Source organism: Neisseria sp. P0009.S007, assembly GCF_051962515.1.
Genome location: NZ_JBQCVF010000066.1, coordinates 1 through 11,598, shown reverse-complemented (window position 1 = coordinate 11,598; position 11,598 = coordinate 1). Strand labels below are relative to the sequence as shown.

The following is an 11,598-nucleotide window of genomic DNA, read 5'->3' as shown; positions in this document are numbered from 1 at the left end:
TCTTCGCCGAGATACAGCATAATCGGCAGGCCGATGGCCGACCACAGGCTGTATCGTCCGCCGACCCAGTCCCAAAATTCAAACATATTGGCGGTATCGATACCGAATTCGGCAACGGCTTTTTGGTTGGTCGATACGGCAACGAAGTGTTTGGCCACGGCGCTTTCATCGCCTGCATGATCCAAGAACCATTTACGCGCGGTCAGGGCGTTGGTCAGGGTTTCTTGGGTGGTAAAGGTTTTGGACGCAATGATGAACAGCGTAGTTTCAGGGTGGACTTTGGACAATACGTCGCGCAGTTGGGAGCCGTCCACATTGGAGACGAAGTGCATGTTCAAACGCGGATGGCCGAAAGGCTTGAGCGCGGTACACATCATCAGAGGACCGAGGTCAGAGCCGCCGATACCGATGTTGACGACGTCGGTAATGACTTGATTGGTATAGCCCAACCAGCTGCCGCTGCGGACTTCATGCGCGAACTCGCCCATGCGTTGCAGGACATGGTTGACCTTAGGCATGACATCTTCGCCATCCACGACGATAGGGGCGTTGGTGCGGTTGCGCAGGGCGACGTGGAGAACGGCGCGGTTTTCCGTCGTATTGATTTTTTCGCCGTGGAACATTTGCTGCATCCGCTCCGGTACGCCTGCTTCACGCGCCAGCTCGAACAACAGTGCCATGGTTTCGTCGTTGATACGGTTTTTAGAATAATCCAAAGTCAGGCCGCCAACCTGCAGCCAGTAGCGCTCGGCACGTTCGGGATCTTGCTCGAACATTTCGCGCATGTGTTGTTCTTTGGTTTCGTCAAAATGTATCCATAATTTTGACCAAGCTGGTAAATCGTGAAGGTGTTTCATCGGATGCTCTCCTGGATAGTGGACAGTTTTGTTGAGAAAACGGCCGTGAGGTCGTCTGAAACGGGAACGGGGTGGTTTCCGTTTTTTGAGGTTTCAGACGGCCTTGATGTGGGTTGGGGCTGTCTGAAGATATCAATGAAGAATCAATCTTTATCGTATTCGATGTGCTTGTTATGTATGCTTTTTTTACTTTTTTGCAGTTGCGTACTGGCAGTATCGCCCAAACGCAAGGCCAAGCCGATGGCAAGAATATCGATAACGGCCAGCTGCAGAAGACGGGACACCATAGGCGTATAAAGCTCGGCATTTTCCTGAGTAGCAATGCTCAATACACAGTCGGCCATTTGAGCCAACGGTGAATCATTGCGGGTCAGCGCGATAACGGCTGCGCCGTTTTCTTTGGCGATACTGGCCGCATCCAACAATTCGATAGATGAGCCGGTATTGGAAATCGCCACCAACACATCCTGCTCGGTCAATACGGAAGCCGCCATCAGCTGGGTATGTGTATCGACATAGGCAACGGTGGACATACCGAAGCGGAAGAATTTGTGTTGCGCATCTTGGGCAACGATGCCGGAGTTGCCGACACCATAAAACTCAACGCGTCGCGCGTGCATCAGAATGGCAATCGCGTTTTCCAGCTCGGATTCTTTCAGGAAACGGCGCTCACCCAAGAGGGAGGCTGCGGCATTGCCCAATACTTTTTCGACCACGCTGCCCATGTTGTCATCGGCGTTTAATTCTTCATGAACGTAAGGCATGCCTTCGTGGCCGATGCTGGCAGACAAAGCGAGTTTGAACTCAGGCAAGCCTTTGTAACCCAAGCTGCGGCAGAAACGGATTACAGTCGGCTGACTGACGGAAGCACGCTCGGCGATTTCCGCCACAGCAGCATGAACGAACCATTTCGGCTCGGCCAACGCAGATTCGGCAACTTTGCGTTCTGCGCCGGAGAGGTTGGACAATGATTCGCTGATTTTGCTTAACATATACTCTACCCTTTGATTCTTTGACGTTCAGGACAAGGTTTTTTTCCACCCCCTGCCCTGCACCGCCGTTTGTGTGTTTAAACGTTATTTAAATGATTGTCTAATGCGACCGCCGCGCCGACGATGCCCGGAAATTCGCTCAATACGACATACACGGGAATAGCGGCAAGATAAGCCTCAAAGCGGCCTTTGTTTTCAAAGCGGCTGCGGAATGGAGACGTTTTAAAGTAATCCAACACGCGCGGGATAATCCCGCCGCACAAATACACGCCGCCGCGCGCACCCAATGACAAAGCCAAATTGGAAGCAACCGTACCCAGCATGGCGCAGAAAATATCCAAAGTCTGACGGCAAATCGGCGATGTTCCGCTCAATGTCTTATCGGTGATTTCAGAAGGCTTCAGACGGCATTGTTTGATGTTGTCGCGTTTGGCCAATGCTTCGTAAATCAGGCTCAGACCTGCGCCGCTCAAGAAACGCTCGGCAGAAACATGGCCGTATTTGTTTTTAGCGTATTGCCAAATCAATACTTCCATATCGTCAAACGGCGGGAAGCTGGTATGGCCGCCCTCGCCTGCCAACGCCACCCAGCCGGCAGCGCTGTGCACCAAACCGCTGACACCCAAACCGGTACCCGGACCGATAACGGCTTTAGGCGCAAATTCGATTGGTTTTTGACCGCCGATTTGTATCAAGTCTTTCTTATCGGTTTTTGTTACCGCCAAAGCCTGGGCGGTAAAGTCGTTCAACAGAATCAACGTTTCAAAACCCAAAGCCTGGCGGGTGGTTTCGATGGAGAATGCCCAGTGATGGTTGGTCATCTGCACCCAGTCGCCCAAAATCGGATTGGCAATCGCAAAGGCGGCGTGCAAAACTTTCGGACTGCCTGCGCGTTCCAAATAAGTTTTGGCGGCATCAACAATGGTGTCGTAATCCTGGCAAGGCAAGACTTCAGCCTTTTCAATGACCTGTGGTGCAGTTTCAAGTGCAAAACGGGCATTCGTACCGCCGATATCGGCGACCAAACGAGGATAAGCTTCAGTGTGCATAGTAGACATGGCAGTTAATCCCTTGATGATTGAGAATCAGGCTGGTCGGATATTCGGTATCGACCCTTGCTGCAGCCTTGTCGAATACCGCTTTTTTCTCTGCGCCTTGAATGGCCAAAAATACATTCGGCGTTTTGGCAATCGCACCCAAAGTCATACTCACACGCTCATGCGGCGCGGTAACCGGCGTAGTATGAATCAATGTCGGGTCATTGGCTTCATTGATTGCTGCCTGTAATTGAGGCGCTTGAGGGAACAACGACGCCGTATGTCCGTCCCCTCCCATGCCCAACACCAGCACATCAGGTTGCTTATAATGTTTCAATGCGTAAGCAACGACAACTTCAGGTTGTAATTCAGTTTCAGACTTTCCGTCTTCAACAACAGGAATCCATGTGGCAACGGCCGCGTTATTTTTGAGCAGATATTCGCGTACCAAGCCTGTATTGCTGTCGGCATGCGTGGTCGGAACGATACGCTCGTCCACCAAAGTAATGCCGACGTTTTGCCAATTTAAATCTTTTTGCGACAAAGCCTCGAAAAACGCAATCGGCGAACGACCGCCGGAAACGGCCAAAACCGCATGGCCTTTCTCATTCAACGCGGCTTGCAATGCGGCGGCAACGGCATCGGCGAGAGCTTGCGCAGCAGTTGCAGCATTTTCTTGTTCGTGCCAAACAAACATGTTTCGTCCTTTCATGGTTTCAGACGGCCTTTTGTTGGAAAACAAGGCCGTCTGAAAGAAATATTATTGCTCTTCGTGCCACTTGTTACCGTCACGGGCCAACAGCGCGCGCGCAGCTTCAGGACCCCAAGAATGGGCTTCGTAAGCATGTGGAGGCGTTGTATTGTTCGCCCAGTTTTCCAGGATAGGCATCACATATTCCCAAGCAGCTTCGAGTTCGTCACGACGGTTGAACAAAGCGAGTTTGCCGTTAATCACATCCAGCAGCAGGCGTTCATAAGCCTCGGCACGGCGACCCTCGACGGCTGTGCCCAAGTCCACGCCAATCGGTGTCACTTCGACTTTGTTGCCAGCACCCGGGGTTTTCACTTGTGTGTAAAGACGGACGGATTCGGTCGGTTGTAGTTCAATAACCAAACGATTCGGCGCAGGTTGGCTGTTGTCAAAAATATGGTTTTGCAGCGGACGGAAGTTCAACACGATTTCCGCCACTTTGCCTGCCATGCGTTTGCCGGTACGCAGGTAGAAAGGTACGCCTTTCCAACGCTCGTTTTCGATTTCGGCTTTGATGGCAACATAGGTTTCAGTGAAACTGTCTTTCGGTACGTCGACTTCTTCCAGATAGCCGTTCATACCGTTTGCTGCAACATATTGGCCGCGAATAACATTTTCGTTGACGGATTCGATGGTCAGCGGTTTCAGCGATTTGATGACTTTCACTTTCTCGTCGCGTACGGCATCGGCATCCAAGCTTGCCGGCGCTTCCATCGCAGTCATACAAAGCATTTGCATCAAGTGGTTTTGCACCATATCGCGCAATGCGCCGGTAATGTCGTAAAACTCACCGCGTTCTTCCACGCCCAACTGCTCGGCGATGGTCAGCTGTACGCTTTCAATATATTTGTTGTTCCACAAAGGCTCGAACATCACATTAGCAAAACGCAAGGCCAGCAGGTTTTGCAGGCTTTCTTTACCCAAATAATGGTCGATACGGTAGATTTGTTCTTCTTTGAAATAACGGGCTACATCTGTATTGATTTGTTGGGAAGAAGCCAAGTCCGTACCCAACGGTTTTTCCAAAACCACGCGCACGTTATCGGCATTCAAACCGATTTCGGCAAGATTTTCACAGGCTTGTGCAAAGAATTTCGGCGCAGTTGAGAGGTAGATCACGACATTCTCAGTATTCTTGCGCGCTTTTACCAAGTCGCCCAAAGCAATGAAGTCGTCTTTCTTTGTCACATCGACTTTCAAATACTCAAGACGTTGGATAAACGATGCCCACGCTTCATCTGAGAAGTTTTGTTTGACATGGATTTTAGAATTCGTTTCCACTTTAGCCAAAAAGCCGGCGGTATCCAATTCGCTGCGGCTTACGCCCAAAATACGACCTTCGGGATGAAGCAAACCGGCTACATGCGCCTGATACAGGCAAGGCAAAAGTTTACGCATTGCCAAATCGCCGGTCGCGCCAAACAACACCAAATCAAAATTTGTCTGTGTACTCATTGTTTCATCTCTCGTTGAGGAAGCTTGCTTCAAAACTTTTGGACTGTCGTCATCCATAAAAATCGATTAAAATCAAAAGCCTTTAAGCAATAAGCAGTAAAGAACCAATCGCCTGCACCAAAATTTCAAACAAGCGGGCTAATGAGTAGTAATACTACACATGGCTACACATTTTGTCTATTCTCATTTTTACAAATTGTTTGATTTAACATAAAAGTTTGATGACTTTTGCAGCCTGCCATTTTACGAATTGACCATACCTCGATTTAAATCAAATTTCTTCCACTTAGTAAATTATTTTGTAACAAAATTACAGATTTTGTACTATAATATGCGGACGCTTCGAAGAGAAAATCTTCAAATATTCAGACGGCCCATATTATTCATTCCCACAGCTCAAGGCCGTCTGAAGAAAACACCCAATACAAAAATCAGAAACGCGCAAACAAAATCCCTATCATATCGTTTAGCCAGGAGACCGCACATGAACCCCACTCCTATTCACCCGAAACTCGCCGAAATTACCGAGCGCATCATCGAGCGCAGCCGCCCGACGCGTGAAAAGTATCTGGCGAAAATCCGCAGCGCCAAACAGATGGGACGCTTAGAGCGCAACCAGCTCGGCTGCAGCAACTTGGCACACGGCTATGCCTCCATGCCTAAGAGCATCAAAATCGAAATGCTTCAGGAAACCGTCCCCAACTTAGGCATCATCACTGCCTACAACGACATGGTTTCCGCACACCAGCCGTTTAAAGACTTCCCTGACCAAATCAAAGACGAAGCACAAAAAAACGGCGCGACCGCCCAAGTCGCCGGCGGCACGCCCGCCATGTGCGACGGCATCACGCAAGGCTACGCCGGCATGGAATTGTCGCTGTTTTCCCGCGACGTGATTGCCATGAGTACCGCCATCGGTCTGTCGCATCAAATGTTTGACGGCAGCTTGTTTATGGGCGTATGCGACAAAATCGTTCCGGGCTTAATGATCGGTGCGTTGTCTTTCGGTCATATTCCTGGCATCTTCGTTCCGGCAGGCCCGATGTCTAGCGGTATCGGCAATAAAGAAAAAGCCCGTACCCGCCAGCTTTTCGCCGAAGGTAAAGTCGGCCGCGACGCCTTGCTTGAAAGCGAAATGGGCTCTTACCACAGCCCGGGTACTTGTACCTTCTACGGTACCGCCAACTCCAACCAGATGATGATGGAAATGATGGGCGTACACCTGCCTGCTGCTGCCTTCGTCCACCCTTATACCGACCTGCGCGAAGCACTGACCCGCTACGCAGCCGGACACCTCGCACGCGGCATCAAAAACGGCACCATCAAACCATTGGGCGAAATGTTGACCGAAAAATCCTTCATTAACGCCCTGATCGGCCTGATGGCAACCGGCGGCTCGACCAACCACACCATGCACCTCGTTGCTATGGCGCGTGCTGCAGGCGTGATTTTGAACTGGGACGACTTCGATGAAATTTCTTCCATCATCCCATTGCTGATCCGTGTGTACCCCAACGGCAAAGCCGACGTAAACCACTTTACCGCTGCCGGCGGCCTGCCTTTCGTTATCCGCGAATTGCTGGACGCAGGCCTGTTGCACGATGATGTCGATACCGTTGTCGGACACGGTATGCGCCACTACACCAAAGAGCCTTTCCTCATTGACGGCAAACTTGAATGGCGCGAAGCCCCTGAAACCAGCGGTAATGAAGACATCCTGCGCAAAGCCGACAACCCGTTCTCCCCAGACGGCGGTCTGCGCCTAATGAAAGGCAACATCGGTCGCGGCGTAATTAAAGTGTCCGCCGTGCGCGAAGGCTGCCGCATCATTGAAGCACCCGCCATCGTGTTCAACGACCAACGCGAAGTATTGGCCGCATTTGAACGCGGCGAGTTGGAACGCGATTTCGTCTGTGTTGTCCGCTACCAAGGCCCGCGCGCCAACGGTATGCCCGAATTGCACAAACTGACCCCTCCTTTGGGCATCCTGCAAGACCGCGGCTTTAAAGTGGCACTGCTGACCGACGGCCGTATGTCCGGCGCGTCCGGTAAAGTTCCGGCCTCTATCCACATGACGCCTGAAGCCCTGATGGGCGGCAACATCGCCAAAATCCGTACCGGCGACTTGATCCGCTTCGACTCCGTTACCGGCGAACTCAACGTCCTGATCAACGAAGCCGAATGGAACGCCCGCGAAGTCGAACGTATCGACTTGAGCGCGAATCAACAAGGCTGCGGCCGCGAACTCTTCGCCAACTTCCGCAGCATGACCAGCAGCGCAGAAACCGGTGCCATGAGCTTCGGCGGCGAATTTGCCTAACCCCTTTTCAGACGGCCTCTTAAAACAATCAGGTCGTCTGAAACCATGTTAACGACCCTATTACGATACAGTCCCCAACGGAGACCTAAAATGTCTAAACTGACCCCTCGTGAAATTCTGACTGCCGGCGCAGTTGTGCCGGTAATGGCGATTGACGACTTGAGTACTGCCGTCGATTTGTCCCACGCCCTTGTCGAAGGCGGCATTCCCACCCTCGAAATCACCCTGCGCACCCCTGTCGGTCTCGACGCCATCCGCCTGATTGCCAAAGAAGTTCCTAACGCCATCGTCGGCGCGGGTACGGTAACCAATCCCGAACAGCTCAAAGCCGTCGAAGACGCAGGCGCGGTTTTCGCCATCAGCCCGGGTTTGCACGAATCCCTCGCCAAAGCCAGCCACAACAGTGGCATCCCCCTGATTCCGGGCGTTGCCACTCCTGGCGAAGTCCAACTGGCTTTGGAACACGGCATCGACACCCTCAAACTCTTCCCTGCCGAAGTCGTTGGCGGCAAAGCCATGCTCAAAGCCCTGTACGGCCCTTACGCCGATGTTCGCTTCTGCCCGACCGGCGGCATCAGCCTGGCAACCGCTCCCGAGTACTTGGCGCTGCCTAATGTCTTGTGCGTCGGCGGCTCATGGCTGACCCCAAAAGAAGCCATCAAAAACAAAGACTGGGATACCATCACCCGTCTGGCTCGCGAAGCTGCCGCTTTGAAACCAAAAGCCTAATCAGGTTATTAAGTTAAAAGAGAAAAGGCCGTCTGAATATGATTTCAGACGGCCTTTTTATATCAATTAAGCCAATACTTTCCGCGCCGCTTCCACACCCCAATACAAAGCCTCTTCAAACACCGAATAGCTGCTTAAGTCACTGTGTGCAAATAATAATCCAGTATTTCGATTTCTGATTTTTAATAAAGCCTCATCGCTTAAATAGCCGGGTTTCGGCACGCTCATGCCATGCCCGCGAACGGTAATGTCAACATGGGAAACATGCCGCCAAAAGCCTTCGCCGTAAGCGGTAAGCAGATCTTGTGCGGCAAACTGGAGCAGCTCTTCATCGCTTGCTTCAAGCAGCTGGCGGCGGACGGCTTGTGGCGTATCGTGATTGAGCGCGGCGTAGGCGGTAAAAATCGTACGTTCAGGACGGGCAACCCGGATAAGCTGGTTGGTCGCAACAACATAGCCCAGTCCTTGGCTGCCGTAAACCACATTGTCCCACGCAAGTTCGCTGTTGTTTTTTTCTTTCGGAAAACTGTGCAGTTCAAAATTGGAAACCAGCCATGGCGCGTATTCGGGAATATTCAGACCAAATTGTTCGGGAGATTCAATAATGTGGGCGGCAACCATCAGCGGCATGGCGGAGATAACGTGTTGCGCGGTGACGGCAACGGTTTCCCCTTTTGCATTATCACGCAGCCACACTTCAATCCGGCCGTCTGAAAGCGGTTTGATTTTGACGGCAGAAGCATTAACCGAAGCAGGTTTCTCCAAACGGATACTGTTTTCAGACGGCCATTGCCAGCCTTCCTGCAAATCGGCATGACGGCGCAGGTTTTCAGAAAGATGTGCCAAACCTTCGGGCCAAGTGAGGACAGTTTCTGCATTGTTGCGGGCGGCAAAATAATGCAATCCGGCAAAGGCAGATACTTGCCCGATGCCTTGTCCGTAATCGTCGCGGCAACAATAATCGAGATACCACAAAAGCTCGGGCGAATGGTAACCTTCCTGATCAAGCCATTGTTGAAACGTCAGATGATCGAGCTTTCGCCATGTTTCATCTATCGATGACAGCGCAATCGGAATGGCAAAAATTTTCTTACCGTCATTGCCGTAAGCCTGTTTCAGACGGCCTATCAAATCAAAAAACCGTTTGGAATCCGCATCTTCTTTCGGCAATAAATGTTCTACCCATTTATCCTGATATAAGAGGCGCGATTCGGGCGCATAGACCAAATCGGTTTCCCTAAAGCTGCCATCCGACTGCAAAATACCGAAATCCGCCAACATCTCGCGCACATACACGCTTTCTTTCGACGGCAAAGCCAAATAATGCGCACCGCTCGGCGCTTTCAGGCCGTCTGAAGACGTATAGGCGGCATTGTTGCCATTACGTTCAAACCCTTCTGCCAACAATACATCGCGGTGATTATGCTTCGCCAAATACCACAATGCTCCCAACCCAGCCGCACCGCCGCCGAGTATCAACGTATTGCATTCATAACGACGGGTCGGCGAACTGAGCAATTCCCCGTCACGCAACAAATGCCCCAACGGCAAGCCGACACGGTTAATAGAAACCGGCGGTTTGCGGTTGAGGTACTTATAAGTCTGCCAAGAGAAAGCAGAGGCGGCACCAAGCACGGCGGTATAGCTGAGAAATTGACGGCGGGTTAGCATGTTTTATAAAAAGGTCGTCTGAAAAAATAAAAGTAAAACGATACAACGAGGTTAAGCAGATCTCACGTTATTTATGCCCTGCCGAATAACCATGATAGGATCTGCCGGAATGCGATGAATCACTGTCTTCCGCTTGGACATAGTTGAATAAGACGGTAAGGAAAATGATGAAAGCAAAGAAAATAATCGTCCCTACCCGTTCCTCTTCGTAATCACGATCGTTTTTATATCTGTCAGAAATCCATATCCATACCAACGCACACAGACTGACCACTATGCCGACAGGGCTACGTAGGTGCGGCGACAGCCAGGCCGGAAGGTTGACGATGATAAGAATCAGCATAGCAATGATACGGGCTACATTATCTCTACTCCCAACATTTCTATTTTCGCCCTTCAGCCAGTAAGAGAGCATCTCCTTAGTATCAAAAGACAGGCCAAATGCCTTTCTCATTTGACGGTAAGACACAGGACTGCTTTTACTCCAGACTATTTCATCCCTGCTCTGCTCAGAACACAGAATGACATTCCGGCCATAACTTTTCTTGCCGCTATATTCCTTGTAATGAAGCAAATCGCCTTGTTTGACTTTCCAATAAAAAGCACCAGCCGCTGCCTCGACCTGCCCGCGGTAATGATCAATCAACATTTCACCGGCAGGATTGCCACTTGAATCAAAGTCCGGCCATGTGTGTAAGGTTTCTGACAACCGCCAGCGTTTTCCAGACTCAATCAGCCAGGCAAACCCTTGTTGCGTGTTATAAAGCAGATATTCCGTCCAGTATTCAGACTGATTTTGGTTATAGGACGATATTTCGGCAAATCTTACAGCCCCGATAATCAGATATTCTGTATCGTTCAGACGGCCTTTCGTACCTATGGAAAGCGTGAACAGGTTTTCTTGTTCTTTTCTTTGGGCATTTGCCTCCATCAACGCAACAGTATCTTTTGTCGTGCTCAAACTGCTGCCGCAAGACTGACACAAAAGGAAAGAAGTAACACCACTTGGCCAATGAACAGGAGTGCCGCAATGCGGGCAGTTTTCAGAAAGAATCTCTCCTTTCAGACGGCCTGCACTTTCACGGATTTCATCATCACTGCGCTTATTTTCCAGCTTCAAACTGTCCAAACTGACTATGCGTCCGAAGTAGGAGTCCATTGGAAAAGTCGAATAATCCAAGGTCAAAAACAAATTGCCGCGTCGCCAGTCGCAAACCTCGCCTGTCGCTTGATTCCCAGATAAATTGAACGGCAACTCGCCTTGCGCATCGGTATTACGATAATGTATGGTGCGAACGTCCGACGCAATAAAGGTTTGGCCATTAAAGGTCAACGAACTGGAACCTGCTTTCACCGACTTAAAATTTTTCGGCCCCCGTCTCCTCTTCTGAGTAAGCAAACATGTCATCGCATATAAATCGCCAACCTCGGAAAGCCAGCCGGTCTGCCCGTCATCAAACAAGACATACCATTCATTCCATGCGCCGACATCGTAATGCACCTGCAATCGCCCAATCAGCGTAAATTTCCGATCATCAAAAACGCCTCGCGTTCCAATCTGCAACGGACTGAAATCTTCCAGCAACGCAGAATCACGCCCTGAATTGGCAACAAAATATCCGCTCCTCCCCTTACCGATTCTAGCAACCAGCATACTGTGACAATGGCCACACACCAGCGTCACGGCAGTAGCGGAATACGCCTCCACAGGCGCACCACAGCTTGGGCAATCGGTTTTAAAAAAAGGCGTTTTTTCCATATAACGTCAATATTTCAGTTTAATCAG

General features: G+C 50.7%; 8 protein-coding genes and 1 pseudogene. 2 read left to right on the top strand and 7 right to left on the bottom strand.

The genetic code is table 11. The annotated features are described in order from the left end of the window. The 5 genes and pseudogenes from ACTHS3_RS07495 to zwf form a co-directional block, all read right to left on the bottom strand. Positions 1-857, bottom strand: a pseudogene (locus ACTHS3_RS07495) (glucose-6-phosphate isomerase); the annotation flags it as partial. Positions 858-1,000: 143 nt separating this feature from the next. Further along, complete coding sequence (hexR, locus tag ACTHS3_RS07490; protein ID WP_004519348.1) at positions 1,001-1,849, bottom strand: DNA-binding transcriptional regulator HexR; 849 nt, start codon at positions 1,847-1,849, stop codon at positions 1,001-1,003. A 77-nt stretch (positions 1,850-1,926) separates the two neighbouring features. After that, positions 1,927-2,907, bottom strand: coding sequence for a glucokinase (locus ACTHS3_RS07485; protein WP_039861966.1), 981 nt, complete (start codon positions 2,905-2,907; stop codon positions 1,927-1,929). Beyond that, entirely contained in the window at positions 2,888-3,583 is a 696-nt protein-coding gene (gene pgl, locus ACTHS3_RS07480; RefSeq protein WP_039861965.1) for a 6-phosphogluconolactonase, read from the bottom strand. Before pgl ends, ACTHS3_RS07485 begins: the two co-directional genes overlap by 20 nt. 63 nt (positions 3,584-3,646) lie before the next feature. After that, on the bottom strand, positions 3,647-5,092 hold the full coding sequence (zwf, locus tag ACTHS3_RS07475; protein WP_039862026.1) for a glucose-6-phosphate dehydrogenase: 1,446 nt from the start codon (positions 5,090-5,092) through the stop codon (positions 3,647-3,649). Between the two features lie 484 nt (positions 5,093-5,576). Between zwf and edd the strand changes: the two genes are divergently transcribed. Then, the gene (gene edd, locus ACTHS3_RS07470; protein WP_004519344.1) at positions 5,577-7,412 is read left to right on the top strand and encodes a phosphogluconate dehydratase; all 1,836 of its coding nucleotides are present in this window, start codon (positions 5,577-5,579) and stop codon (positions 7,410-7,412) included. Positions 7,413-7,502: 90 nt separating this feature from the next. Further along, positions 7,503-8,141, top strand: coding sequence for a bifunctional 4-hydroxy-2-oxoglutarate aldolase/2-dehydro-3-deoxy-phosphogluconate aldolase (locus ACTHS3_RS07465; protein WP_003745733.1), 639 nt, complete (start codon positions 7,503-7,505; stop codon positions 8,139-8,141). A gap of 66 nt (positions 8,142-8,207) precedes the next feature. Here the strand turns inward: ACTHS3_RS07465 and ACTHS3_RS07460 are convergent, their stop codons facing one another. Next, positions 8,208-9,812 (bottom strand): NAD(P)-binding protein, encoded by a 1,605-nt coding sequence (locus ACTHS3_RS07460; protein WP_049335410.1) that lies wholly within the window; start codon positions 9,810-9,812, stop codon positions 8,208-8,210. 67 nt (positions 9,813-9,879) lie between these two features. Then, on the bottom strand, positions 9,880-11,571 hold the full coding sequence (locus tag ACTHS3_RS07455; RefSeq protein ID WP_070625911.1) for a DUF4178 domain-containing protein: 1,692 nt from the start codon (positions 11,569-11,571) through the stop codon (positions 9,880-9,882). Positions 11,572-11,598: the final 27 nt, after the last annotated feature.

Coding starts and splice junctions, on each gene's coding strand:
- hexR (WP_004519348.1), bottom strand. CDS start 1,849: ATGTTAAGCAAAATCAGCGAATCATTGTCCAACCTCTCCGGCGCAGAA.
- ACTHS3_RS07485 (WP_039861966.1), bottom strand. CDS start 2,907: ATGTCTACTATGCACACTGAAGCTTATCCTCGTTTGGTCGCCGATATC.
- pgl (WP_039861965.1), bottom strand. CDS start 3,583: ATGTTTGTTTGGCACGAACAAGAAAATGCTGCAACTGCTGCGCAAGCT.
- zwf (WP_039862026.1), bottom strand. CDS start 5,092: ATGAGTACACAGACAAATTTTGATTTGGTGTTGTTTGGCGCGACCGGC.
- edd (WP_004519344.1), top strand. CDS start 5,577: ATGAACCCCACTCCTATTCACCCGAAACTCGCCGAAATTACCGAGCGC.
- ACTHS3_RS07465 (WP_003745733.1), top strand. CDS start 7,503: ATGTCTAAACTGACCCCTCGTGAAATTCTGACTGCCGGCGCAGTTGTG.
- ACTHS3_RS07460 (WP_049335410.1), bottom strand. CDS start 9,812: ATGCTAACCCGCCGTCAATTTCTCAGCTATACCGCCGTGCTTGGTGCC.
- ACTHS3_RS07455 (WP_070625911.1), bottom strand. CDS start 11,571: ATGGAAAAAACGCCTTTTTTTAAAACCGATTGCCCAAGCTGTGGTGCG.